This window comes from Streptomyces sp. NBC_01335 (assembly GCF_035953295.1).
GTDB lineage: Bacteria > Actinomycetota > Actinomycetes > Streptomycetales > Streptomycetaceae > Streptomyces.
In genome coordinates this window covers 4,497,209-4,522,950 of record NZ_CP108370.1, presented here as the reverse complement: position 1 = coordinate 4,522,950, position 25,742 = coordinate 4,497,209, and the positions used below count along the sequence as shown (strand labels likewise).

Annotated in this window: 22 protein-coding genes and 2 rRNA genes; 6 read left to right on the top strand and 18 right to left on the bottom strand. The window is 70.1% G+C overall.

Features of this window, described 5'->3' with window-relative positions:
- Positions 1-23 precede the first annotated feature (23 nt).
- Both OG599_RS19445 and OG599_RS19440 read left to right on the top strand, forming a co-directional pair.
- Complete coding sequence (locus OG599_RS19445) at positions 24-887, top strand: DUF4253 domain-containing protein (protein ID WP_327177242.1); 864 nt, start codon at positions 24-26, stop codon at positions 885-887.
- 193 nt (positions 888-1,080) lie between these two features.
- Positions 1,081-1,611 (top strand): HEAT repeat domain-containing protein, encoded by a 531-nt coding sequence (locus OG599_RS19440; RefSeq protein WP_327177241.1) that lies wholly within the window; start codon positions 1,081-1,083, stop codon positions 1,609-1,611.
- A 73-nt stretch (positions 1,612-1,684) separates the two neighbouring features.
- On the opposite strand, the gene OG599_RS19435 is transcribed toward OG599_RS19440, so the two are convergent.
- On the bottom strand, positions 1,685-2,656 hold the full coding sequence (locus tag OG599_RS19435; RefSeq protein WP_327177240.1) for an oxidoreductase: 972 nt from the start codon (positions 2,654-2,656) through the stop codon (positions 1,685-1,687).
- A 77-nt stretch (positions 2,657-2,733) separates the two neighbouring features.
- Between OG599_RS19435 and OG599_RS19430 the strand changes: the two genes are divergently transcribed.
- Complete coding sequence (locus OG599_RS19430) at positions 2,734-3,156, top strand: MerR family transcriptional regulator (protein WP_327177239.1); 423 nt, start codon at positions 2,734-2,736, stop codon at positions 3,154-3,156.
- A 195-nt stretch (positions 3,157-3,351) separates the two neighbouring features.
- Here the strand turns inward: OG599_RS19430 and OG599_RS19425 are convergent, their stop codons facing one another.
- The 7 genes from OG599_RS19425 to OG599_RS19395 all read right to left on the bottom strand — a co-directional run bounded on the left by OG599_RS19425 (position 3,352) and on the right by OG599_RS19395 (position 10,804).
- The gene (locus OG599_RS19425) at positions 3,352-3,942 is read right to left on the bottom strand and encodes a hypothetical protein (protein ID WP_327177238.1); all 591 of its coding nucleotides are present in this window, start codon (positions 3,940-3,942) and stop codon (positions 3,352-3,354) included.
- A 143-nt stretch (positions 3,943-4,085) separates the two neighbouring features.
- Positions 4,086-5,090, bottom strand: a complete 1,005-nt coding sequence (hemB, locus tag OG599_RS19420; RefSeq protein WP_327177237.1) for a porphobilinogen synthase — start codon at positions 5,088-5,090, stop codon at positions 4,086-4,088.
- Positions 5,091-5,250: 160 nt separating this feature from the next.
- Positions 5,251-6,921 (bottom strand): bifunctional uroporphyrinogen-III C-methyltransferase/uroporphyrinogen-III synthase, encoded by a 1,671-nt coding sequence (locus tag OG599_RS19415; protein WP_327177236.1) that lies wholly within the window; start codon positions 6,919-6,921, stop codon positions 5,251-5,253.
- Positions 6,918-7,904, bottom strand: coding sequence for a hydroxymethylbilane synthase (gene hemC, locus OG599_RS19410; protein WP_327177235.1), 987 nt, complete (start codon positions 7,902-7,904; stop codon positions 6,918-6,920). Before hemC ends, OG599_RS19415 begins: the two co-directional genes overlap by 4 nt.
- Positions 7,901-9,433, bottom strand: a complete 1,533-nt coding sequence (locus OG599_RS19405; RefSeq protein WP_327177234.1) for a glutamyl-tRNA reductase — start codon at positions 9,431-9,433, stop codon at positions 7,901-7,903. Before OG599_RS19405 ends, hemC begins: the two co-directional genes overlap by 4 nt.
- Positions 9,430-10,197: a redox-sensing transcriptional repressor Rex gene (locus tag OG599_RS19400; protein WP_327177233.1), complete on the bottom strand. Its 768-nt coding sequence runs from the start codon at positions 10,195-10,197 to the stop codon at positions 9,430-9,432. The genes OG599_RS19405 and OG599_RS19400 overlap by 4 nt, the downstream gene beginning before the upstream one ends.
- 331 nt (positions 10,198-10,528) lie before the next feature.
- The gene (locus OG599_RS19395; protein WP_327177232.1) at positions 10,529-10,804 is read right to left on the bottom strand and encodes a glutaredoxin family protein; all 276 of its coding nucleotides are present in this window, start codon (positions 10,802-10,804) and stop codon (positions 10,529-10,531) included.
- Between the two features lie 214 nt (positions 10,805-11,018).
- Between OG599_RS19395 and OG599_RS19390 the strand changes: the two genes are divergently transcribed.
- The 3 genes from OG599_RS19390 (at position 11,019) to OG599_RS19380 (ending at position 15,004) form a co-directional block, all read left to right on the top strand.
- Positions 11,019-11,963 carry an HAD family hydrolase gene (locus tag OG599_RS19390; protein ID WP_327177230.1) on the top strand — a complete coding sequence of 315 codons (945 nt, stop codon included), beginning with the start codon at positions 11,019-11,021 and terminating at the stop codon, positions 11,961-11,963.
- 736 nt (positions 11,964-12,699) lie between these two features.
- Entirely contained in the window at positions 12,700-13,527 is an 828-nt protein-coding gene (locus OG599_RS19385; protein WP_327177229.1) for an ECF subfamily RNA polymerase sigma factor, BldN family, read from the top strand.
- A gap of 250 nt (positions 13,528-13,777) precedes the next feature.
- The gene (locus OG599_RS19380; protein WP_327177228.1) at positions 13,778-15,004 is read left to right on the top strand and encodes a DUF5667 domain-containing protein; all 1,227 of its coding nucleotides are present in this window, start codon (positions 13,778-13,780) and stop codon (positions 15,002-15,004) included.
- A 151-nt stretch (positions 15,005-15,155) separates the two neighbouring features.
- On the opposite strand, the gene OG599_RS19375 is transcribed toward OG599_RS19380, so the two are convergent.
- From OG599_RS19375 to OG599_RS19330, 10 genes are all read right to left on the bottom strand, one after another.
- Complete coding sequence (locus tag OG599_RS19375; protein WP_327177227.1) at positions 15,156-16,265, bottom strand: lysophospholipid acyltransferase family protein; 1,110 nt, start codon at positions 16,263-16,265, stop codon at positions 15,156-15,158.
- A gap of 15 nt (positions 16,266-16,280) precedes the next feature.
- Positions 16,281-17,387, bottom strand: coding sequence for an NAD-dependent epimerase/dehydratase family protein (locus OG599_RS19370; protein ID WP_327177226.1), 1,107 nt, complete (start codon positions 17,385-17,387; stop codon positions 16,281-16,283).
- A gap of 264 nt (positions 17,388-17,651) precedes the next feature.
- Positions 17,652-17,750, bottom strand: coding sequence for a 30S ribosomal protein bS22 (locus OG599_RS19365; RefSeq protein ID WP_003948845.1), 99 nt, complete (start codon positions 17,748-17,750; stop codon positions 17,652-17,654).
- 110 nt (positions 17,751-17,860) lie between these two features.
- Positions 17,861-18,073 carry a helix-turn-helix domain-containing protein gene (locus OG599_RS19360; RefSeq protein ID WP_014046653.1) on the bottom strand — a complete coding sequence of 71 codons (213 nt, stop codon included), beginning with the start codon at positions 18,071-18,073 and terminating at the stop codon, positions 17,861-17,863.
- 128 nt (positions 18,074-18,201) lie between these two features.
- Complete coding sequence (locus tag OG599_RS19355; RefSeq protein WP_327177225.1) at positions 18,202-19,017, bottom strand: phosphatase; 816 nt, start codon at positions 19,015-19,017, stop codon at positions 18,202-18,204.
- A 127-nt stretch (positions 19,018-19,144) separates the two neighbouring features.
- Positions 19,145-20,317, bottom strand: coding sequence for an acetoin utilization protein AcuC (locus OG599_RS19350; protein WP_327177224.1), 1,173 nt, complete (start codon positions 20,315-20,317; stop codon positions 19,145-19,147).
- Positions 20,286-21,518 (bottom strand): MFS transporter, encoded by a 1,233-nt coding sequence (locus OG599_RS19345; RefSeq protein ID WP_327177223.1) that lies wholly within the window; start codon positions 21,516-21,518, stop codon positions 20,286-20,288. Before OG599_RS19345 ends, OG599_RS19350 begins: the two co-directional genes overlap by 32 nt.
- A 41-nt stretch (positions 21,519-21,559) precedes the next feature.
- Complete coding sequence (locus OG599_RS19340) at positions 21,560-22,204, bottom strand: HAD family hydrolase (RefSeq protein WP_327177222.1); 645 nt, start codon at positions 22,202-22,204, stop codon at positions 21,560-21,562.
- Between the two features lie 71 nt (positions 22,205-22,275).
- A 5S ribosomal RNA gene (gene rrf / locus OG599_RS19335) occupies positions 22,276-22,392 on the bottom strand.
- Between the two features lie 76 nt (positions 22,393-22,468).
- A 23S ribosomal RNA gene (locus tag OG599_RS19330) occupies positions 22,469-25,594 on the bottom strand.
- Between the last annotated feature and the right edge of the window lie 148 nt (positions 25,595-25,742).

Below are 25,742 nucleotides of genomic sequence, written 5' to 3'. Positions count from 1 at the left end.
TGGCTCCCCTTAGTGTCTGCGGCATGGCGACGCTCCCGAACCCCCTTCCGTCCCTGGCCTCCCGCGGGCTGGATCTGCCGTCCGGTTCCCTCGTGGACACCACGATCGACGGCCCCTGGCACGAACCCCTGTTCTGGTACGGGAACACGGCGGCGGCCCCGGGCGACTTCGCGGCCCTGCGCGCCACCGGCCGGCCGGTCGGACTGCTGCCCGTGCTGATCGACGAGGGCCCGCGCCGGGAGCCGCCGAGCGCTTGGTCCCTCGATCCCGCGAACGTCTCGTACCCGGGGGACCACGACGCCGAGGAAGTGCTCCTCGACTTCTGGGAGCCGTATGCCGCCGACGAACTCGGCGACGGGGCAGGCGAATCGGACGGCGAACGGCACGGCGCATCGGACAGCGAGTCGGGCGGTGCCTCCGGCCGCGCCCCCGAGTGGCCCGGCCTCGCCCCGTCCCCCGCCACCAAAGGCCCCGACGAACCGGACCAACTGGCCGCCGATCTGGCCGACATGTTCAGCAGCGCCCATCTGGACGACCAGGGCGCCGGTCTGCGCCCGGCGCTCGTACCCGCCCGGCGCAGCGCGGACATCCCCGCCGCCCTCGGCTGGACGGGTCCCGTCAACCACGAGAGCGACGTCGCCCGCCTCTGCGCGGTGCTCCGCTCCTGGGAGGACCGGTTCGACATACGGGTCGTGGTGCTGGGCTTCGACACCCTGACGGTGTCGGTCGGCCGCCCGCCGACCACCCTCGCGGAGGCCAACGCGCTCGCCGCCGAGCACTTCGCCTTCTGCCCGGACACCATCGACCAGAACCCGCCGTACGACCTCGCCGCGTACGCCGAGAAGTCCGTACTGAACCGCGAGAGCTGGTCCTTCTGGTGGGACTGACCGCACAGCCCCTCCCGGCCGCCCCTGACCGGCCGGGAGGACCACCCCGAACGCGCGGTCCGGCTTCCACGAGGGGAGAAGCCGGGCCGCGCCCCCGGGGTGGTGCCCGTGGGAGAAGCCGGAGGGAGGAGACGAGGACGACCGGCAAGCGGCCGGATGCGTGGAACTTCGCGTCCAGGGAAACGCATATCCCATGAACCGGACGGAAAAGCTGATCACGGAGTACGCGACGCTGCCCCAGGAGAGCGACCGCAGGCGCGAAATCGTCTACGACCTCAGCGGCATGCTCTCCACCGAGCCGGACCACCCGGGCATCCTGTCGTTCCTCATCGAGGTCGTCGCCGACTACGAGGCGTACGACCTCGCACGCCTGGAAGCGACGAAGGCGCTGCGGCTCTGGCCCCCGTCCGACCCGGAGACCTGGCGTCTCGCGGGCGCCGTCCTCGTGTCGGCCGTCGAACACCCGGACGAGGACCTGGTCCGTCAGTACGCGGTGATGGCGCTGGGCTCCTACGCCGACGACTCCGTCGTCCACGCGGCCCTGGCCGTCGCCGTGCTGGGCGACCCCGACCCGCTCGTACGGGACAACGCCCTTGCGGCCCTCAGCGAGGCCGGTCCGAGCGAGGGCCGCGCCGAAGTGCTCCGCCGGCTGTCCGAGGACGCTCATCTCGGCCACGAGGCCGCCCGCATCCTCACGGGGTGGGAGCAGCAGGCGGCCGACTGAGGGCAGCCCCGTCCGCGCCGGCCCTTCGCCCCGTACGCGGCCCGGCTACTGCTACGGCCACGGCCACGGCGTGTCACCGGCCGATCGGAGCGGCCCCGGTCGCCGCGACGGACAGGTCCCACAGCCGTGCGGCCGCGGCCGGATCGACGGCGTACGCGCGGACCCCACCGGCGTCCATGGCGTCGTCCGGGGCCGATACGTGCGCGATCTCGCAGTCTTCGAGGTAGACCCCGCCACGGTCGTCGAGGAGCGGGGACGTGGCGGCCCACAGGCCGGTGGCGGCGCCCTGGGACGCGGTCTTGAAACCGGCGCCGACGACGTTCCCCCTGTCGTCCACCCACCCCAGGGCGATCTGCTCCTGGAGCGTCATCTCCCGCTGGAGCCCCGTGATGATCTTGCCGGGGTGGAGGACGAACGCCCGGACGCCGTCCTCGCGTCCGAGCGCGTCGAGGTGCACGGTGAAGAGGGCGTTGGCGGTCTTGGACTGGCCGTACGCCAGCCACTTGTCGTAGCCGGTGCGGAAGTGCGGGTCGTGCCGGCGGAAGTCGGACAGGGTGTGCCCGGCGGAACTGTTGAGGACGACCCGCGCGCCACCGGCCCCGGCCAGGAGCGGGTAGAGCTCGCAGGCGAGGGTGAAGTGCCCGAAGTGGTTGGCGGCCAACTGGCTCTCCCAGCCGGGCCCGACACGCCGTTCCGGGGTGGCCATGACGCCGGCCACCTCCATCAGGAGGTCGATCCGGCCGGCGGAGTCGCTGATCTGCGCGGCGGCCCTCCGTACGCTGTCGAGGTCGGCCAGGTCCATGGGGACGACCTCGCACCCCTTCACGTCGGCGAGGGCGGCATCGGCGACTCCGGGCCGGCGTGCGGGGACGATCACCCGGGCCCCGGCGGCCGCCAGGGCGCGGGTGGTCTCCAGTCCGAGCCCGGAGTAGCCCCCGGTCACGACGGCGGTCTTCCCGGAGAGGTCGACGCCGGCCATGACGTCCTCGGCGTTGCTGGCGGCGGAGAAGGGAGAGCCGAGCGGCTGCTGTTCGCTGATGGTCATGCCGAGGACGCTACGAGCTCGACCTCGGTCTAGGTCAAGCCCGCCAACAGACCTGAGCAGCAGCTAGGTTGAGGGGCATGACGACTACCGAAGCCCGCACGGAGGCGCTGAGCATCGGCGAGGTGGCCGGGCGGACCGGTCTCAGCGTGCACGCCCTGCGCCTGTACGAGCGCGAGGGCCTGCTGGTCGGGCCGGTGGGACGGGACGCGGGCGGCCGGCGCCGCTACACCGCGGCGGACGTGGAATGGCTGATGGTCTGCGTGAAACTGCGGGAGTCGGGGATGCCTCTCGCCGAGCTCAGGCGCTTCGCCGAGCTCGTACGGAACGGGCCCGGCAACGAGGCCGACCGCCTCCGGCTCCTCGACGCCCATCAGCGGCGCGTCGAGGCGCAGATCCGGGCCCTGGAGGAGTGCCGCTCGGTCATCGCCTGGAAAGTCGGCGTCTACTCCGACCATCTCGCCCGGGGCGAGGCCGGCGGGCTCTGGGACCCGAACGGCTGAGAAACCGCCGTGTGCCGTGGGGAGGTGTTGGTGCCTTTGGCGCGTGAACAGCTCGGACCGACGAACGCCCCGCCCGTACGGCACCGCGGGTGCACACGGACTCCGGCCTCAGCCCGCGACGAACGGTGTCCATCCCGCCCTTCTACCTCACCCGACCCGGCAGGCCTACCGGCAGGCCGACCTGGCCGTCCGACGTCAGGAACCGCCGGCCCTCGGTGCCGAAGGCCCGGAGAGGGCAGCGGCCAGCTCGCCCACCCGGGCGACGCCGTGCCAGGTGCCACCGCGGCCACCCCGGCAATGCCACATCGGCGGCCCGGACACGTCGCTCCCGTCCCCGTCCTCAGGCATTCCCGCCAGCCAGAGGTGCATCCCGAAGCCGTGCGCGGGGCAGACGGGCCACGCCTGCCGGAGCAACTCCATGAGGGTGTCCTGCGCGGCCTCCGCGACAACGCCCAGGACCGTCTCCGGGTCGTGCGGCTCCGGCGGGCAACCCTCCTCCAGATCCGACGCGTTGACCGGGTTGCCCTGCCAACGGCCGTCGGGCATCGCCACGTAGACCTGCTCCTCGCCGGTGTACGCCCGGGACGCAGGCTCGTACGACGGGACGCCCATCAGCACCAGCGCGTCCTGGCCCGGCAGGGTCGCCCGCAGGTCGCGGTTGACCACGGCGAGCGCGGTCTCCAGCTTCGGCCACCGGCCGGGGTCGGTCGGCACGGGCTCCGGGGGCTCCAGCATCCCGCTGCTACCGGGGCCGGGACCTGTGGCGAAGCGCGAGAAAAGGTTCACCGGGGCATCGTGCCACCATCCCGGGCGGCGAGCACCCTACGGTGAACCGATCTCCCGGCTAAGGGAGTTGAGCCCGTACGGCAGCCGACAAGGCGTCCGCACGGGTGGCGACCTCCGCCCCCGGACACCGCGGACACCGCGAACTACGCCGAACGCCCGCCCAGCCGCTGCGCGACCTCCGTCGCCCAGTACGTCAGGATCATCGACGCGCCCGCGCGCCGGATGCCCGTCAGGCTCTCCAGGATCGCCGCGTCGCGGTCGATCCAGCCCTTCTCGGCTGCGGCCTCGATCATCGAGTACTCGCCGCTGATCTGGTACGCCGCGACCGGCACGTCCACGGAGTCGGCGACCTTGGCGAGGATGTCGAGGTACGGGCCGGCCGGCTTGACCATCACCATGTCGGCGCCCTCCGCAAGATCGAGCGCCAGCTCGCGCAGGGACTCACGGATGTTCGCCGGGTCCTGCTGGTACGTCTTGCGGTCGCCCCGGAGCGAGGAGCCGACGGCCTCCCGGAAGGGGCCGTAGAAGGCGGAGGAGTACTTCGCGGTGTACGCGAGGATCGACACGTCCTCGTACCCGGTCTGGTCCAGCGCGTCCCGGATCACGCCGACCTGGCCGTCCATCATGCCGCTCGGGCCGACCGTGTGGGCGCCCGCGTCGGCCTGGACCTGGGCCATCTCGGCGTACCGCTCCAGGGTGGCGTCGTTGTCGACGCGGCCGTCCTCGGTCAGCACACCGCAGTGACCGTGGTCGGTGTACTCGTCGAGGCAGAGGTCGGACATCACGACGAGGTCGTCGCCGACCTCCGCGCGCACCGCCCGCAGGCCCTGCTGGAGGATGCCGTCCGGGTCCGTCCCCGCCGTGCCCCGGGCGTCCTTCTTCTCGTCGGCCGGCACGCCGAAGAGCATGATCCCGGAGACCCCCGCCTCGACCGCTTCGACGGCGGCCTTCCGCAGGGTGTCCAGGGTGTGCTGCCGCACGCCCGGCATCGCCGAGATCTCGACCGGGGCGTCGATGCCCTCGCGGACGAACGCGGGGAGGATCAGGTTGGCGGGGTGGAGGCGGGTCTCGGCGACCATGCGTCGCATCGTCGGGGTCGTCCGCAGCCGCCGGGGGCGGGAGCCGGGGAAGTTTCCGTACGCAGTCATCCTTTGACCATAGACCCGCCCACATCGGTCACTTACCGACACCCCTGCCGGAAAACCCGGACCCCGCGCCCGCGCCCGGAAGGGCCGGCACCCGCACACGGGAACGGGCCCGGCAGCTCCCACCAGGGAGCCGCCGGGCCCGTACGTCCGCGCCGACCGGTCAGGTCGTCGTACGCCTCCGCCGCGCGCCGGGGCGCCGCTCGCTCGGGCGGGTCACCGGGTCGCCGGCCTCCTTGGCCGCGTCCCGGCGCCGCGCGCCGAACTCCGCCAGCGCCTCGGCCAGCTTGTGCACCGAGGGCTCCGGCGCGAGGACGTCGACCCGCAGGCCGTGCTCCTCGGCGGTCTTCGCGGTGGCCGGACCGATGCAGGCGATGACCGTCACGTTGTGCGGCTTGCCCGCGATGCCGACCAGGTTGCGGACGGTCGAGGACGAGGTGAAGAGCACCGCGTCGAAGCCGCCGCCCTTGATCGCCTCCCGGGTGTCCGCCGGGGGCGGCGAGGCGCGGACCGTGCGGTACGCGGTCACGTCGTCGACCTCCCAGCCCAGGTCGATCAGGCCCGCCACCAGGGTCTCGGTGGCGATGTCGGCGCGCGGCAGGAAGACGCGGTCGATCGGGTCGAAGACCGGGTCGTACGGCGGCCAGTCCTCCAGGAGACCGGCGGCGGACTGCTCGCCCGACGGCACCAGGTCCGGCTTCACACCGAAGTCGACCAGCGCGGCGGCGGTCTGCTCGCCGACGGCCGCGACCTTGATCCCGGCGAAGGCGCGGGCGTCGAGCCCGTACTCCTCGAACTTCTCCCGTACGGCCTTCACGGCGTTCACCGAGGTGAACGCGATCCACTCGTACCGGCCGGTGACCAGGCCCTTGACCGCGCGCTCCATCTGCTGCGGCGTACGCGGCGGCTCGACGGCGATCGTCGGCACCTCGTGCGGCACGGCGCCGTAGGAACGCAGCTGGTCCGAGAGGGAGGCCGCCTGCTCCTTCGTCCGCGGGACGAGCACCTTCCAGCCGAAGAGCTGCTTGGACTCGAACCAGGCGAGCTGGTCGCGCTGGGCGGCGGAGGTACGGTCCCCGACCACGGCTATGACCGGCTGGTGCCCGTCCGGCGACGGGAGCACCTTCGTCTGCTTGAAGAGCTGCGCGATGGTGCCGAGCGTCGCCGTCCACGTCCGCTGGCGGGTGGTGGTGCCCGCGACGGTGACGGTCAGCGGGGTGTCGGGCTTGCGGCCCGCCGAGACGAGCTCGCCCGCGGCGGCAGCGACGGAGTCCAGCGTGGTCGAGACGACGGCGGTCGCGTCGCTCGCGCCGACCTCGCTCCAGCAGCGGTCGGTCGCGGTACGGGCGTCCACGAAGCGCACGTCCGTACCCTGCGCGTCGCGCAGCGGCACACCGGCGTACGCGGGCACGCCGACGACGTTGGCGACACCCGGGACGACCTCGAAGGGCACCCCGGCGGCGGCGCACGCGAGCATCTCCGCCCCCGCGCCACCGTCCAGCCCGGGGTCACCGGCGACAGCACGGACGACCCGCCTGCCGCCCTTCGCGGCCTCCATGACAATATTGGCCGCGTCCCTGAGTACAGGCACTCCGGCGGCTGTTGACGTGATGTCAACGACGGTCAGCTCAGGGGTGCTCACGCCTGCCCGCGCATGTGTGCGCACGACGTCGAGCACCTCGGGCTCTGCGACAAGAACGTCGGCGCTCGCGAGCGCCTCGACGGCGCGCAGCGTCAGCAGACCAGGGTCGCCGGGACCGGCGCCGAGGAAGGTGACGTGTCCCTGCGCGGACAGCAGCGGAAAGTCGGACACGGCGGGGCCGGTGGGGCTCAAAGTGCTCGCTCCCCCATAAGACCGGCCGCACCCTTGGCGAGCATCTCCGACGCGAGTTCGCGTCCGAGGGCCGCCGCGTCGTCCTGCGACGTGGGAACGGGACCGGTGGTGGACAGCTGCACCAGCGAGGAACCGTCGGTGGAACCGACGACACCGCGCAGGCGCAGTTCGTTGACAGCCTGACCGTCGACCAGGAGGTCGGCCAACGCACCCACGGGTGCGGAGCAGCCGGCCTCCAGGGCGGCGAGCAGGGAACGCTCGGCGGTGACCGCGACCCGTGTGTACGGGTCGTCGAGCTCCGCGAGCGCGGCGGCGAGGTCGGTGCTCGTTGCCGCGCACTCGATCGCCAGTGCTCCCTGACCGGGAGCGGGCAGGACGGTGTCGGGCGACAGGAAGTCGGTCACCTCGTCCGTCCGGCCCAGACGGCTGAGACCGGCCGCGGCGAGAACCACCGCGTCCAGCTCTCCGTTCCGTACAAATCCGATGCGCGTATCCACGTTGCCGCGGATCGGCACGGTCTCTATGGAGAGGCCGTGCGACTTCGCGTGCGCGTTCAGCTGGGCCATGCGGCGCGGCGAACCGGTACCGACACGGGCACCGGCCGGCAGCTCGTCGAAGGTCAGCCCGTCGCGTGCCACCAGCACGTCGCGCGGGTCCTCGCGGAGCGGCACGGCGGCCAGCACCAGGCCCTCGGGCTGCGCGGTCGGCAGGTCCTTGAGGCTGTGGACCGCGAAGTCCACCTCGCCCCGCAGCAGCGCCTCGCGCAGCGCGGCGACGAACACTCCGGTGCCGCCGATCTGCGCCAGGTCCTCGCGCGAGACGTCGCCGTACGTGGTGATCTCGACGAGCTCGACGGCGCGCCCGGTCACCTCGCTGACCGCCTCGGCGACCAGGCCCGACTGGGCCATGGCGAGTTTGCTGCGCCGGGTGCCGAGCCGCAGCGGCGTGTTGTTGGCCCCACCCTGGGGTGAGCTGTCGGTCATGACCGCCCTCTATTCGGGTCGTTCAGGTCTGCCCGGGAGACGGCGGCCACCGTCTGCGGGTCGAGGTCGAAGAGTTCTCGCAGCGCGTCCGCGTACCCGGCGCCGCCGGGCTCGCTCGCCAGCTGCTTGACCCGCACGGTCGGCGCGTGCAGGAGCTTGTCGACGACACGGCGCACGGTCTGCGTGATCTCCGCGCGCTGTTTCTCGTCGAGGTCGGGCAGCCGTCCGTCGAGCCGGGCGATCTCGCCGGCCACCACGTCGGCGGCCATCGTGCGCAGGGCGACGACGGTCGGGGTGATGTGCGCGGCGCGCTGGGCGGCGCCGAAGGCGGCCACCTCGTCGGAGACGATGCCCCGCACCCGGTCGACGTCGGCGGCCATCGGGGCGTCCGCGGACGCCTCGGCGAGCGACTCGATGTCGACGAGGCGTACGCCGTCGATGCGGTGCGCGGCGCTGTCCACGTCCCTCGGCATCGCGAGGTCGAGGACCGCGAGCCGCACGGGTCCGTTGTTCTGCGCGGGGACGGTGACGCGGCGCGGCCCTGCCGGGTTGCCGAGCTGGTCCGGGGCGCCGTCCTGGGCGGGAGCGCCGTTCCCGGAGCCGTTCTCCACCCAGGCGGCGTGCTGGTCCAGCGCGTCCACGGGCGTACCGGCCGCGGGCTTCGGAGCGGCCGCGGACACGGCGTCGTACTCCGCGCCGACGGCCTTCGCGATCGCCTCGGCCGTCAGCACCAGACCGGTCGAACCGGTGCAGGACACCACGATGTCGGCACGTGTCAGTTCCTCGCCGACGGCGGTCATCTCCACGGCGCGGGCGCGCAGTTCGGGCCCTGTCGCCTGCCCGAGGATCTCCACCAGGCGGTCGGCGCGGGCGCGGGTCCGGTTGGCGACGACGATCTCGCCGACCCCGGTACGGGCCAGGGTCGCGGCGGCCAGCGAGGACATCGAACCGGCCCCGATGACCAGGGCCCGCTTGCCCCGGGCCCAGGCGTCGACGTCCTGCCCGGCGGCGAGCTGCTCCAGGCCGAAGGTGACCAGCGACTGTCCGGCGCGGTCGATCCCGGTCTCGCTGTGGGCGCGCTTGCCGACCCGCAGGGCCTGCTGGAACAGGTCGTTCAGCAGCCGGCCCGCCGTGTGCAGCTCCTGCCCCAGGGCGAGCGCGTCCTTGATCTGGCCGAGGATCTGGCCCTCGCCCACGACCATCGAGTCCAGCCCGCAGGCCACCGACAGGAGGTGGTGGACGGCGCGGTCCTCGTAGTGCACGTAGAGATGGGGAGTGAGCTCGTCCAGCCCGACCTGGCTGTGCTGCGCGAGCAGCGTCGACAGCTCGGCGACACCCGCGTGGAACTTGTCCACGTCGGCGTAGAGCTCGATGCGGTTGCAGGTGGCCAGCACGGCGGCCTCGGCCGCGGGCTCCGCGGCGAGGGTGTCCTGCAACAGCTTGACCTGGGCGTCCTGGGCGAGCGAGGCCCGCTCCAGCACGGAGACGGGGGCGCTGCGGTGGCTCAGTCCGACGACGAGAAGGCTCATGCCGGCATCACGGCGGGCATGTCCCCGTCGGGTCCCTTCCGGTTCACCGGGGTCGCGCGCATCGGCGGCGCGGCCTCGTCGGCCTCGTCGGCGGTGCCGTCCTCGCCGGCCTTGCGCTGCTCGTGGAACGCGAGGATCTGGAGCTCGATGGAGAGGTCGACCTTGCGCACGTCGACGCCCTCGGGAACGGAGAGGACGGTCGGCGCGAAGTTGAGGATCGAGGTGACACCGGCCGCCACGAGACGGTCGCAGACCTGCTGGGCGGCGCCGGGCGGGGTGGTGATCACGCCGATGGACACACCGTTGTCGGTGAGGATGCGGTCCATGTCGTCGGTGTGCTGGACGGGGATCCCGGCGACCGGCGTACCGGCCATCGCGGGGTCGGCGTCGATCAGCGCGGCGACCCGGAAGCCGCGGGAGGCGAACCCGCCGTAGTTGGCGAGGGCGGCGCCGAGGTTTCCGATGCCGACGATGGCGACCGGCCAGTCCTGGGTGAGACCGAGCTCACGGGAGATCTGGTAGACGAGGTACTCGACGTCGTACCCGACGCCCCGGGTGCCGTAGGACCCCAGGTAGCTGAAGTCCTTGCGGAGCTTCGCGGAATTGACCCCCGCGGCCGTGGCGAGCTCCTCGGAGGAGACCGTCGGAACGGAACGCTCGGACAGCGCCGTGAGTGCGCGCAGATACAGGGGGAGTCGGGCGACAGTGGCCTCGGGAATTCCTCGGCTTCGGGTCGCCGGTCGGTGAGTTCGGCCAGTTGCCACGGTGCTCCTGCGGGATGAGCGGGGCTGTAGGCGGCCGTATGTCCCAAGACCGCCCCGTCGAATGCAGGCTATGTCTTTGTGAACACGTGCACAAAGATTGTGTCCGTTTTGTCCGGTCAAAGTGACCGGGGTCACGCGAATTCGCCGCCCGATCCCGGAACCACGGATCGCATCAACCCGTTGCGGGTTCGAAGGGGGCAAAACCGAACACACTCCTCATGACCAGGCCCCCGAGACCACTCAAAACGCCCATGATGGTACGCGAAAATCGTTGACTCAGGCACCCAGTGCCAGAGCGGGCCCCGCACGGCGCCACGCGGCGGGAACGGGTTCAGGCACCCAGTGCCGAACGCAGCCGGTTCGGGTCGACGCGCCAGAAGGTGTGCTGCTCCCCGTCGATCAGCACCACCGGGATCTGCTCCCAGTACTGCGCGTACAACGCCTCGTCCCGCGTGATGTCCTTCTCCTCCAGCGCCGCACCGGTCTCCGCGCACACCACGTCCACCACCGCCTTCGCGTCCTCGCAGAGATGACAGCCGGGCTTCCCGAGGAGCGTGACGACCCGGTCGGCGGGCTTCTTCTTCGTACGACGCAGCAGGGCACTCATGCCCCCCATTCTCCGCCCGTCGCGCCCCGCACCGACACCACCGCGCACCGTTTTCCGCACCGCCCCCGCACGGGTGCGGCCGCCGCCGGGACCCCACCGGGACCCTGCTCGGACGCGGCCCCGCACGTCCGCGTAACGGCCGGGTCCCGGAGAGTTCACGTCCGCGGAACCCGACCGGACGAGAAGTGCCTGGCGAAATGGTTATGCTCGCCGCATGGCCTCTCTTGGATGGCTCACACCTCGCAGGCGCCCCGCGACCGCACGGAGCGTGCTGGCGGGCGAGGCCGCGGCCGAGGCCGCCCGCAAGGCGACGCTGGACGGGGACGGCGACACCCTCCTCGAAGCGGACCGGGGCGCGCCCGAGGAACCGGCGTTCCCGGTGGCCGGCGACGACCGCGCCGCCGCCTTCTTCGACCTCGACAACACCGTGATGCAGGGCGCCGCGCTCTTCCACTTCGGCCGCGGCCTCTACAAGCGGAAGTTCTTCCAGCGCCGCGAACTGACCCGGTTCGCCTGGCAGCAGGCGTGGTTCCGGCTGGCCGGCGTGGAAGACCCGGAACACATGCAGGACGCCCGCGACAGCGCGCTCTCCATCGTCAAGGGACACCGCGTCTCCGAGCTGATGTCCATCGGCGAGGAGATCTACGACGAGTACATGGCCGACCGCATCTGGCCCGGCACCCGCGCCCTCGCCCAGGCACACCTCGACGCGGGCCAGAAGGTCTGGCTGGTCACCGCCGCCCCGGTGGAGACCGCCACGATCATCGCCCGCCGGCTCGGTCTCACCGGCGCGCTCGGCACGGTCGCCGAGTCCGTCGACGGCGTCTACACCGGCCGCCTGGTCGGCGAACCGCTGCACGGCCCCGCCAAGGCCGAGGCGGTACGCGCCCTGGCGGCGGGCGAGGGCCTGGACCTCGGGCGCTGCGCCGCGTACAGCGACTCGCACAACGACATCCCGATGCTCTCGCTGGTCGGCCACCCCTACGCGATCAACCCGGACGCCAAGCTCCGCAAGCACGCCCGTGCCCACGACTGGCGGCTGCGCGACTACCGCACCGGCCGCAAGGCCGCGCAGGTCGCGCTCCCGGCCGCCGCCGGGGTCGGTGCCCTGGCCGGCGGCACGGTCGCCGCCGTCGCCCTGCACCGCCGCCGCCGCTGACCCGCCGGCGCCGACGGACCCACCGCCGCCCCGGCGACCCGTCCCGCCCGGCCGTACCGCCCGCGTCCGGACCATTCCCGCCCGCACCGCCGCGCCCGGACCGTTCCGCCCGCGCCCACCCGCCGTTCGCCCCGCCGTTCGCCCCGCCGAACGCCCGGTGCGCGCGGGCGTCCGCGTACCCGCACCTCCGTACCTGCGCTCAACCACGCCTCCGCACCTGCGCCCACCCGCGCCTCCGCACGTACGCGCGGTCCCCGCGCACAGCTCCGTCGGCGGCCGCCGGGAAGGGCCCTCGGCACGGACATCTGTGCGCCTGGACGGCCCCCTCCGAACACTCCGCCCGCGCGCCCTTGTGCGCCCCGCACTCCCCCTCGACGCGGGCGCGGCCGGACAGGGCCACGCCCGGGACCGCCCGGGAGGGCGGCCCGGGAAGGGGGGCGGCCGAAACCCCCGCGCCGCCCGGCCCACGACGGCCCGACGGACGGCGACCGACCACAACCGGTACCGAGCAGGGTCAGATCGCGAAGCGATTCGATCAATAACCGGTCACCATCCGCGACCGCAATAGTCACCGAGCGGTACGAGAACTGACGCAACCGGTGATTTTAGCAACTCGGTGTAGTGCCGCCTGTACGAAGCGTTATTCTCCTCAAACGCATGATGGAGCCCGCCACCCCCTACAAAAGGTGACGGCTTTCGAACTGCTCGTGATGGAAGCTCTGCCTCTGGGAGTCCCGTGTACCCACACGTCGGGGTTGACGCCTCGGGCCTGGCTACGCTGCGTGCAACGGTCCTCGACCGCTTGCGCGGCTTCGTCCCCACCGCGTACGCCGTACCCGCGCTCGCCACCCCTGCACCCGCACCTGCCGGTCCTTGCTATGCCCTGGCGGAACGCGGTGCGGTGGTCGGAAGACGCGGCAACCGCGCCGCCTCGGCCGCATCCTCCACCCCGTCCGCGTCGTCGTCGGCACCATCGGCGTCGGCCTCCACCGTGCGCCGCCCGACCGCCGACAGCGACAGCGCGCGCATGATGGACCTCGTCGAGCGCGCACAGGCCGGCGAGGCCGACGCCTTCGGCCGCCTCTACGACCAGTACAGCGACACCGTGTACCGGTACATCTACTACCGCGTGGGCGGCAAGGCCACGGCGGAGGACCTCACCAGCGAGACCTTCCTCCGCGCGCTGCGCCGCATCTCCACCTTCACCTGGCAGGGCCGCGACTTCGGCGCCTGGCTGGTCACCATCGCGCGCAACCTCGTCGCCGACCACTTCAAGTCCAGCCGCTTCCGGCTGGAGGTGACCACCGGCGAGATGCTCGACGCCAACGAGGTCGAGCGCTCCCCCGAGGACTCCGTGCTGGAGTCCCTCTCCAACGCCGCGCTGCTCCAGGCCGTGCGGCGCCTCAACCCGCAGCAGCAGGAGTGCGTCACGCTCCGGTTCCTGCAAGGGCTCTCGGTCGCCGAGACGGCGCGGGTGATGGGCAAGAACGAGGGCGCGATCAAGACCCTCCAGTACCGGGCCGTGCGCACGCTCGCCCGTCTCCTGCCGGACGACGCCCGCTGACCCGGCCCGTCGCCGACCGGCACCGGCAGGGCGCGGTTCCGCCGTCCGGCCTGTCACGTTCATGACGCACTGGTCCGATCATCTTTCGTCCGTAACCCAACTGCCGCGCCGCTCGTTGTGCCGGATGCAGGCCCCCTGTAGCTACACCTCGACCGGCGTCACTCACTCCATCGAGTGGCATCGACTCCGGGTGTACAACCTTCCGGACCCTCAGGGGAGTCGACCGTCATGACGAGAGGAGGTGCCGCCAGTGATCGCAAACGTTTCGGCACACCGGCGGGCGAACGCCTTCGCCCAGGCCCTGGAGGATCAGTCCCCCCAGGGTGCGGCGGCCGTACAGCCCGAGGAGCCGGCCGAACAGGCCGACCACGGAGCACTGTTGGCCCTGGCGAACGGCCTCGGTGAACTGCCGTCGCCGCAGTTCGATCCCGAAGTCAAAGTGGTGCAGCGAGCCCAGCTCGTCGCCGCCATGGAGGCGATGTTCGCCGAGGGCGCTGCGTCCACGGGCCCTACGGTGCCCGAGCAACGCCCCAGGGGAGCCCACCGGGCCTCCCCGCTCCGCAAGCTCCGCCCCCGCTCCCGCTGGGCGAAGGGGCTCACGGCCGGCGGGCTGACCGTGGGTGTCGCGGCGGGCGCGTTCGGCGGTGTGGCCGCCGCCAGCTCCGACGCCCTCCCCGGTGACTCGCTGTACGGCCTCAAGCGGGGCATGGAGGACATCCAGCGCTCCATGGCCGACAGCGACACCGATCGCGGCGAGGCCTTCCTCGACCAGGCCTCGACCCGGCTCAGCGAGGCGCGCCGCCTGATGGAGCGCGGCCGTTCCGGCCACCTGGACCACGAGTCGCTGGGCGAGATCCGGCGCGCCCTCAGCGGGATGTCGCACGACGCCTCCGAGGGCCACCGGCTGCTCCACGCCGCGTACGAACGCGAGGGCACCCTCGGGCCCATCCAGACGCTGGACTCGTTCTCCCGTTCGCACCGCGACAGCTGGAGCAGTCTGCGGGACAAGCTGCCCGTCCAGCTCACCGACGTCGGGGACAAGGTCAGCTCGGTGCTGGCGGCCATAGACGAAGAGGTCGCGCCGCTGGAGTCGCTGCTGCCGCGCACGCCGGACAGGAGCGTCGGGGGTACCTCGCAGCGGTCCGGGGTTCCCCGGCGTGACGGCGGTTCCTCGCGGACCGCTCCCTCCACCGCGCCCTCGTCGGCGCCCTCCTCCGCGGCCTCGGCCAAGGGCGACTCTCCCGCACCCTCGGGTTCGGTGTCGCCGGAGTCGTCGGAGGGTCTCCTCGGCGGTGGCACGGGCGGCCTGCTGGACGGCCTGCCGACGGATGACGGCGCCGGTACGCCGTCGAGCTCGGACGGCTCCGACACCCCGGGGGGATCCGACAGCTCCACCACGCCGGACGTCACCCTGCCGCCGCTGCTTCCCGGCCTCCTCCCCGGCCTGGGCATCAGCGCGGAGGACGCGGACGAGTAGTCCTGCCGTCCGGCGCACGGGGGCGGGCATCCGGATCGACACCGGACGCCCGCCCTCCCGGGCTGCGTGCGGCCGCATCCGGGAACGGCTCATCGGGTACGGCTCAGAAGAACACCGGTTCAGGAGAACACCGGTTCAGTAGGACACCGGTTCAGAAGAACACCGAGCGGCGCTGCACCAGCAGCTTGTAGAGGGTGTGCTGGATCTGTTCGCGTACCTGGTCGGTGAGGTTGAACATCAGCATCGGGTCCTCGGCCGCCTCCGGCGGGTAGCCGTCGGTCGGGATGGGTTCGCCGAACTGGATGGTCCACTTCGTCGGCAGCGGCACCATGCCGAGCGGGCCGAGCCAGGGGAAGGTCGGGGTGACCGGGAAGTAGGGGAAGCCCAGCAGCCGGGCGACGGTCTTCGCGTTGCCGAGCATGGGGTAGATCTCCTCGGCGCCGACGATCGAGCACGGCACGATCGGTACTCCGGCGCGCAGCGCGGTGGAGACGAACCCGCCCCGGCCGAAGCGCTGGAGTTTGTAGCGGTCGCCGAAGGGTTTGCCGAGTCCCTTGAAGCCCTCCGGCATCACCCCGACGATCTCGCCGAGTTCCAGGAGCCGCTGGGCGTCCTCCGCACAGGCCAGGGTGTGCCCGGCCTTCCGGGCGAGTTCGTTGACGACCGGCAGCCGGAAGACGAGGTCGGCGGCGAGCAGCCGCAGGTGGCGTTCGGCCGGGTGGTGGTCGTGCACGGCGACCTGGAGCATCAGCCCGTCGAGCGGCAGGGTCCCGGAGTGGTTGGCGACGACGAGCGCGCCGCCGTCCGCCGGGATGTTCTCGATGCCCTTCACCTCGACGCGGAAGTACGTGTCGGCGAGGGGCCGCAGCAGCGACATCAGGACCTGGTCGGTGAGCTCCTCGTCGTAGCCGAACTCGTCCACCTCGTAGTCACCGGTCACCCGCCGCCGCAGGAAGGCCAGTCCGCCCGCGATCCGCCGGTCCCAGTCGCCGCGCTCCGTGCTCCCGCGCGTCTCCCGCTCCTCCTGCGTCGCTGCCCCCTCCTGGGGGGCGCGTGCGTCCTGGGGTGGCTCGGTGGCCACGCGCCCCTGTCCGGGCACCTGGGCGCCCGGCAGGGCGCTCACGGGCGCCGCGGTGCCCTCGGCCCGCCCGGAGGCCGGGGCGGCGCCGGAGCCGGTACGGCGTCGCGCGGAGCGTGACCCGCCCGCACCCGGGGACCGGGACCGGTCGTCGTCGAACGGAATGACCTTGGCGTCCGCCATCGTCGATGCGCTCCTCTACCTGGCGCCGTGCGTCGTCTGCGTCTGTGTCGTCCGGGCCGCCGTCGGGACGGCCGGCCGGCTCCGGCGTGCCGGACCGGCGAGCGGCAGCGTCGCGAGGCGGTCGACCGCGCGGCCCACCGCCTCCGGCGGCAGCAGCCCGGGGCCGCGGCTGCGGGCGTACTCCGCGAAGGTCTCCGCCGTGGTGAACCGGGGGCGGAAGCCCAGCGTCTCGTACATCTGGGAGGTGGAGACGACCCTGCCGTGGGTGAGCAGCCGGATCTGCTCCGGCGAGAAGTCGGTCATGCCGACCGCGCGGAGCGCCGAGCCGACCCAGGTGACGGCCGGCAGCAGCACCGGGACGGTCGGCCTCCCGAGGCGCCGCGCGCACTGCGAGAGCAGCAGCACCCCGTCGCCCGCGATGTTGAAGGTCCCGCTGTTGAGGGTGCCGCGCCGGGGTTCGCCCGCCGCGATGCCCAGCACGTCGACCACGTCGTCCTCATGGACGAACTGGAGCCGGGGGTCGTACCCGAGGACGGTCGGCAGTACGGGCAGCGCGAGGTAGTCCGCGAGCGGCGAGTCCGGCATCGGGCCGAGGATGTTGGCGAAGCGCAGTACGCAGACCGCGACGTCCGGGCGGCGCCGGGCGAAGCCGCGTACGTACCCCTCGACCTCGACCGCGTCCTTGGCGAAGCCGCCGCTCGGCAGGGACTTCGGCGGGGTCGTCTCGGTGAAGACGGCCGGGTCGCGCGGGGCGGAGCCGTAGACGCTGGTGCTGGACTTCACCACCAGGCGCTGGACGGTGGGCGACTTCTGGCAGGCACCGAGCAGCTGCATGGTGCCGATGACGTTGGTTTCCTTGATCACGGTCCGGCCGGTCGCGCCGAGCGCCTTGCCGGAGACGTTCAGGTGCACCACCGTGTCCACGGAGTGTTCCGCGAGCACCCGCGCGATGGCGGGCTGCCGGATGTCGGCGCGCACGAACACCGCGTCGCCGAGGCGGTGCTCGGGTTCCGTGGCGTCGACGGCGATCACCCGGTCCACACCGGGGTCGCGCTGGACGCGCCGCACGAAGCGGCCTCCCAGCTGCCGGGCCGCTCCTGTGACGAGCACGACCTTCCCCAAGATCAGCGCCTTCCGTCGGTCCGCGAGGCGGGACGCCCGCGAAAAAGGGCCATCCTCTGCCGGTCACCGTAGCGGGTGGATGTTTCCCTGCGGGTTCCCCGGAGCGGGGTTTGACGAACTCGTCGCGCCCGGGGCCGGAAACGGCACCGGAAACAGCGCCGGAAAAGCCGCACCGCGCGGCCTCCGGCGGAAACCCGGCCGGAAAAAACCGCAGCCCCTCCGCCGTGACGGCGGAGGGGCTGCGGAGGCACGAACTGCGTTCGCTTACTTCTTGTTGCGACGCTGAACGCGCGTGCGCTTGAGCAGCTTGCGGTGCTTCTTCTTGGCCATCCGCTTGCGCCGCTTCTTGATAACAGAGCCCACGACTACCCTCGCTCACTTCTCATCCTGGTGCGGGGCGTCTGGGCCCACACGACCTACGTCGGCCTAGCCTACCCGTCACTTGGTGAGGGACGTAATCCGAGGGAAAGACGTCAGGCGGACTCGACCCCCACAAAGGATTCGCGGAGGTACTCGTGAACCGCTTGCTCGGGCACCCGGAACGACCTGCCCACCCGGATCGCCGGCAGATGACCGCTGTGCACCAAGCGGTACACGGTCATCTTCGACACTCTCATGACCGAGGCGACTTCCGCCACGGTCAGAAACTTGACCTCGTTCAGAGGTCTCTCGCTGCCAGCAGCCATGACCCACCTGTACCTTCCGCAGGCGACGCGCACCGGCTTCCCCTCCGGTGACTCTTCGTCGTTGTGCGCTCACTGCCCAGATTAGGGGCGGGTGATGCGAGTGGGGAAGAGGTGAGGCGATCGGGCGCCTACTGTGACAGACGGGCCCGATTGAGCACATAGCGCGTCAGCGGCAGGTAGTGCTCCGCCGCCACGGCGTCGTCCACGGGTACGGCGACCGAGACCCGGCCCTCCGCCTCGCCGACGAAGAGCGCCGGGTCGTTCACGTCGGCCGGCCCCATCGCCTCAATGCCCAGCTGACCTGCGCCGCAGGCCCATCCGTGGTCACCGATCACCAGCTGAGGCAGCCCGCCCGCGTCCTCCGCCGCGCTCTCCAGAGCGGCCCGCACGGGCAGCGGGGAGTGGGTGTGCGCCCCCGGACCGCCGGGTCCGCCGCATGCGCCGGGTTCCCGCACGAACGCGACCCCGCGTACGTAATCGAGCCGGTGCGGACGTACGCCGAATCGAGTCGTTATGTCGACACTGCGGCCCCGTGCGGGAGTGAGGACCGTACAGCCGGCCGCCGACAGGGCGTCTGCCAGCCCGGCGTAGAACCCGGTCAGCCGCGCCGGATGCCCCGTGCCGAACAGGACGGAACCCCGCCGCGCGGCCACCGCGGCGAGCCGCTCGGCGAACGCGTCCAGCCCCGCGAGGGTGCGCTCCGGGTCGATCGTGTCGGCCCCCGACACCCGCCGGGGATCGCCCGAGACCCCGCACCGCTCGGCCATGAGACCCAGCACCTCCCGCTCGCCCCAGGCCCCCTCGGGGCGGACGCCCAGGGTCGCCCGGGGGTCCCCGGCCGCGAACAGCCGATAGCTGCGCAGACTGTCCTCGCGCGAGGTGGCGACGGGCCCCGCCAACCGGGCCGCCAGCAGATGGGCGCGCAACGCCCCGGTGCTCAACACCCGCGCCATGCTGCCGTACCGCCCCCGGGCGTGGGCCAAAACCCCGTGAGTGCCGCACCGTTGGCGTAACACCCGGCGCGCACCACCGACCCGACGGGCCGTCATCTTCGTTGCGGTACGGCCCTGTTCAGGCGAGCAGGCCACGCAGCGGGTACGCGGCACGACGTGTCGCCAGCACCGCCTGGTCCAGCCGGTCCACCGGGTCGTAACCCGACTCCCAGGGCTGCCAGCGGGGTGTCCGGCCGTCCGTCATCCGCTCCGGTCCCCGCTGCCCGGTGCGCGCGTGGACCTCGTCCCGCCAGGACGCCGGGACCACCGACTCCGGGTCCACCGGCCGGTGCGCGGCGATCCCCACGAGGTGGGTCCAGGAGCGCGGCACCACGTCGACGACGGCGTACCCGCCGCCGCCCAGCGCCACCCACCGCCCGCCCTCGGCGTGCGCGTGCGCGAGTTCGTGGCAGGCCTCCATGACGGCCCGCTGGGCGTCCAGCGTGACCGCCAGATGGGCGAGGGGGTCCTCGAAGTGGGTGTCCGTCCCGTGCTGGCTCACCAGCACCTGGGGCCGGAAGTCGGCGATCAGCTCCGGCACCACGGCGTGGAAGGCCCGCAGCCACCCCGCGTCGCCCGTCCCGGCGGGCAGCGCCACGTTGACCGCCCCGCCCTCGCCGGCCGCACCACCGGTCTCCTGCGGGAAGCCGCTGTGCGGGAAGAGGGTGCGCGGGTGCTCGTGCAGGGACACGGTCAGCACCCGGGGGTCGTCCCAGAACGCCGCCTGGACCCCGTCGCCGTGGTGCACGTCCACGTCCACGTAGGCGACGCGCTCGGCGCCGAGCTCCAGCAGCCGCGCGATGGCGAGCGCCGGGTCGTTGTAGACGCAGAAACCGGCGGCCGCCCCGGGCATCGCGTGGTGCAGCCCGCCGGTGAAGTTGACCGCGTGCGCGGTCTCCCCCCGCCACACGGCCTCGGCGGCCCCCACGGAGAGCCCGGCGATGAGCGCGGAGACCTCGTGCATCCCCGCGAAGGCGGGGTCGTCGGTGGTCCCGAGCCCGTAGTTCCGGTCGGCGCCGGCGGGGTCGGCCGAGGCGGCCCGTACCGCCGCCACGTAGTCCGCCCGGTGCACGAGCCGCAGCGTGGACTCCCCCGCGGCCTTCGCCGACCGCACGTCCACGGCCCCGTCCAGCCCGAACGCCCGCACCAGCCCCATCGTCAGGGCCAGCCGGACCGGGTCCATCGGATGGCTGTGCCCGAAGTCGTATCCCGTTACCGCGTCATCCCACATCAACCGTGCGCGCCCGCTCATGCCCGCCACCGTATCGGGCCCCGTCCCCACCGAACGACCGGGCGTACACGAGCGTCACCAGCACCAGGACCATCGGCACCACCATCGCCCCCCGGTAGTTCCACGCGTCGCCGAGCGCCCCCACGAGCGGCGAACCGACCAGGAAACCGACGTAGTTGAAGATGTTCAGCCGGGCGACCGCGACATCGCTCGCGCCGGGGAACAGCCGCCCCGCCGCCGCGAAGGTCTGCGGCACGATCACGCAGAGCCCGAACCCCAGCAGAGTGAACCCCGCCATCCCGGTCCACGGGTCCGGCGCCACCGCCACCACCCCGAACCCGACGGCCGCCACCACCGACCCCGCCCGCACCACGGCCGCCGCCCCGACCCGCCGCACCCCGAAGTCCCCCACGGCCCGCCCCAGCAGCGTCGTCACCATGTAGACGTTGTACGGGACCGTCGACAGCTGCTCCGAACTCCCCAGCACGTCCTGAAGGTACTTGGCACTCCAGTTGGAGACCGTCGAGTCACCTATGTAGGCGAAGCACATCACCAGGCAGAGCGGCAGCAGCAGCCGGAACGGTACGGAGACCCCCGTGCTCTCCCCGCCGGCCTCCGCCTTCCCCGCGGCTTCCAGCCCCTCGGCTTCCTTCCCCGCGGCGAGGCCCTCCGCGTACCACCGGCTGCCGATCAGCGCGGCCGGCAGCAGGACGACGACCGCCGGGAGGTACGAGACGAGGAGCGAGAGGTCCCAGTGCGCCCCGGCCCAGGAGAGCGAAGCCCCGACGATCCCGCCGAGGCTGAACACCGCGTGGAAGCCGAGCATGATGCTGCGGCCGTAGGCTCGCTGGAGGCTGACGCCCATCATGTTCATGGAGGCGTCGAGCGCCCCCACGGAGAGCCCGAAGAGAGCGAGCGCGACGGCCACGTGCCACACCGCGTCTCCCGCGCCGACCCCGAGCAGGGCCAGCATGACCAGGGGCTGCGCCCAGCGCAGGACGGTCCCGGGCCGCACCCGCGCGACCACCTTCTCGGTGACCACGCTGCCGACCCCGGCGAGGATCGGCACGGCGGCCAGGAAGACGGGCAGCAGCCCGTCGGATATCCCGTACTGGTCCTGGATGGCGGGGATACGCGTCACCAGCAGTGCGAAGGTCACCCCTTGCACGAAGAAGCTGAACGCCAACGAACCCCTGCCGTACCGCAACCGCGCTTCTGTCATGGCGGGAGCGTAGGGCCAGGATCTACCCGTGGGTAGACGGATCAGGCAAGCAATCCAGGGAGTTGGGCCATGTCGGAGAAGTGCCCGGTCACTCCGGTGAGCCGGTCCGCCGGCATCATCGAGGTGAATCCGTAGACGTCCATGCCCGCTGCCCTGGCCGCTTCGACGCCGAGCGGGCTGTCCTCGACGACGACACACCGCTCGGGGGCGACGCCCATCGAGCGTGCCGCGTGGAGGAACAGGTCCGGCGCCGGCTTGCCGCGGCCGACGTCCTCCGCGCTGAAAATCCACTCCTCCTCGAACCACTGGTCCAGCCCGGCCTTGTGGAGGCTGACGCGAATCCGCTCGTGGCTGCTGGAGGAGGCCACGCAGTAGTCCACGCCCTCCGCGACGAGCGACTCCAGCACGTCTTCGACTCCGGGGACGACGACGAGTTCTTGCTGGAAGGCCGCGAACAGCCTGGCGTTGAGTGTCGTCTCGAAGTCGTCGGGCAATTTCCCGCCCGTACGCTCCAGGACCAGATCGTGCACCCGGTGCACGGCGGACCCCATGTAGTCGCGGAGGGATTCCTCGTACGTGGTGGGGTGACCGAGCTCGGTCAGGTACGCGGCGAGGATCGTGTTGGAGATCGGCTCACTGTCGACGAGCACGCCGTCGTTGTCGAAGATGACCAGTTCGTAGCGCATGGTTCGAGCCTAGACGCTCAGAACGCAGAAAACCCCCGTGCCACAAGGCACGGGGGTCTCCCGGAAAAATTGTTCGGCGGCGTCCTACTCTCCCACAGGGTCCCCCCTGCAGTACCATCGGCGCTGAAAGGCTTAGCTTCCGGGTTCGGAATGTAACCGGGCGTTTCCCTAACGCAATGACCACCGAAACACTATGAAATTAACCAACCGGATGAAAACACGGCGGTTGTTATTTCAGAACCAACACAGTGGACGCGAGCAACTGAGGACAAGCCCTCGGCCTATTAGTACCAGTCAGCTCCACCCGTTACCGGGCTTCCACATCTGGCCTATCAACCCAGTCGTCTACTGGGAGCCTTAACCCCTCAAAGGGGGTGGGAATACTCATCTCGAAGCAGGCTTCCCGCTTAGATGCTTTCAGCGGTTATCCTTTCCGAACGTAGCCAACCAGCCATGCCCTTGGCAGGACAACTGGCACACCAGAGGTTCGTCCGTCCCGGTCCTCTCGTACTAGGGACAGCCCTTCTCAATATTCCTACGCGCACAGCGGATAGGGACCGAACTGTCTCACGACGTTCTAAACCCAGCTCGCGTACCGCTTTAATGGGCGAACAGCCCAACCCTTGGGACCGACTCCAGCCCCAGGATGCGACGAGCCGACATCGAGGTGCCAAACCATCCCGTCGATATGGACTCTTGGGGAAGATCAGCCTGTTATCCCCGGGGTACCTTTTATCCGTTGAGCGACAGCGCTTCCACAAGCCACTGCCGGATCACTAGTCCCGACTTTCGTCCCTGCTCGACCCGTCGGTCTCACAGTCAAGCTCCCTTGTGCACTTACACTCAACACCTGATTGCCAACCAGGCTGAGGGAACCTTTGGGCGCCTCCGTTACTCTTTAGGAGGCAACCGCCCCAGTTAAACTACCCATCAGACACTGTCCCTGATCCGGATCACGGACCGAGGTTAGACATCCAGCACGACCAGAGTGGTATTTCAACGGCGACTCCACAACCACTGGCGTGGCCGCTTCAAAGTCTCCCACCTATCCTACACAAGCCGAACCGAACACCAATATCAAACTGTAGTAAAGGTCCCGGGGTCTTTCCGTCCTGCTGCGCGAAACGAGCATCTTTACTCGTAATGCAATTTCACCGGGCCTATGGTTGAGACAGTCGAGAAGTCGTTACGCCATTCGTGCAGGTCGGAACTTACCCGACAAGGAATTTCGCTACCTTAGGATGGTTATAGTTACCACCGCCGTTTACTGGCGCTTAAGTTCTCAGCTTCGCCGACCCGAAAGTCAGCTAACCGGTCCCCTTAACGTTCCAGCACCGGGCAGGCGTCAGTCCGTATACATCGCCTTACGGCTTCGCACGGACCTGTGTTTTTAGTAAACAGTCGCTTCTCGCTGGTCTCTGCGGCCACCCCCAGCTCAGGAAGCAAGTTCCCTCACCAGTGATGGCCCCCCTTCTCCCGAAGTTACGGGGGCATTTTGCCGAGTTCCTTAACCATAGTTCACCCGAACGCCTCGGTATTCTCTACCTGACCACCTGAGTCGGTTTAGGGTACGGGCCGCCATGAAACTCGCTAGAGGCTTTTCTCGACAGCATAGGATCATCCACTTCGCCACAATCGGCTCGGCATCAGGTCTCAGCCTTAACGTGTGACGGATTTGCCTACCACACGGCCTACACCCTTACCCCGGGACAACCACCGCCCGGGCTGGACTACCTTCCTGCGTCACCCCATCGCTTACCTACTACAAGTCTGGTTCATCGGCTCCACCACTACCCTCAACTCCGAAGAGATCGGGCCGGCTTCACGGACTTAGCATCGCCTGATTCAGTACTGGGCGTTTCAAAGCGGGTACCGGAATATCAACCGGTTGTCCATCGACTACGCCTGTCGGCCTCGCCTTAGGTCCCGACTTACCCTGGGCAGATCAGCTTGACCCAGGAACCCTTAGTCAATCGGCGCACACGTTTCTCACGTGTGTATCGCTACTCATGCCTGCATTCTCACTCGTGAACCGTCCACAACTCGCTTCCGCGGCTGCTTCACCCGGCACACGACGCTCCCCTACCCATCCACACAGGCGTTGGCCCTATATGTGTGAATGACACGACTTCGGCGGTACGCTTGAGCCCCGCTACATTGTCGGCGCGGAATCACTTGACCAGTGAGCTATTACGCACTCTTTCAAGGGTGGCTGCTTCTAAGCCAACCTCCTGGTTGTCTCTGCGACTCCACATCCTTTCCCACTTAGCGTACGCTTAGGGGCCTTAGTCGATGCTCTGGGCTGTTTCCCTCTCGACCATGGAGCTTATCCCCCACAGTCTCACTGCCGCGCTCTCACTTACCGGCATTCGGAGTTTGGCTAAGGTCAGTAACCCGGTAGGGCCCATCGCCTATCCAGTGCTCTACCTCCGGCAAGAAACACACGACGCTGCACCTAAATGCATTTCGGGGAGAACCAGCTATCACGGAGTTTGATTGGCCTTTCACCCCTAACCACAGGTCATCCCCCAGGTTTTCAACCCTGGTGGGTTCGGTCCTCCACGAAGTCTTACCTCCGCTTCAACCTGCCCATGGCTAGATCACTCCGCTTCGGGTCTAGAGCGTGCAACTCAATCGCCCTATTCGGACTCGCTTTCGCTACGGCTTCCCCACACGGGTTAACCTCGCTACACACCGCTAACTCGCAGGCTCATTCTTCAAAAGGCACGCAGTCACGACTGCATGTGCAAGCACATACAGCGACGCTCCCACGGCTTGTAGGCACACGGTTTCAGGTACTATTTCACTCCGCTCCCGCGGTACTTTTCACCATTCCCTCACGGTACTATCCGCTATCGGTCACCAGGGAATATTTAGGCTTAGCGGGTGGTCCCGCCAGATTCACACGGGATTTCTCGGGCCCCGTGCTACTTGGGTGTCTCTCAAACGAGCCGTTGATGTTTCAGCTACGGGGGTCTTACCCTCTACGCCGGACCTTTCGCATGTCCTTCGCCTACATCAACGGTTTCTGACTCGTCTCACAGCCGGCAGACTGTAAAAGAGAGATCCCACAACCCCGCATGCGCAACCCCTGCCGGGTATCACACACATACGGTTTGGCCTGATCCAGTTTCGCTCGCCACTACTCCCGGAATCACGGTTGTTTTCTCTTCCTGAGGGTACTGAGATGTTTCACTTCCCCTCGTTCCCTCCACACTGCCTATGTGTTCAGCAGCGGGTGACAGCCCATGACGACTGCCGGGTTTCCCCATTCGGAAACCCCCGGATCAAAGCTAGGTTGACAGCTCCCCGGGGACTATCGTGGCCTCCCACGTCCTTCATCGGTTCCTGGTGCCAAGGCATCCACCGTGCGCCCTTAAAAACTTGGCCACAGATGCTCGCGTCCACTGTGCAGTTCTCAAACAACAACCAGCCACCCATCACCCCAACCCGAAGGCTGAGTTCACTGGGACCGGACTGAAGGCAGCCATTCGGCCGTACCCTCAGATACCCAACAACGTGCCCGACACAGCCGATC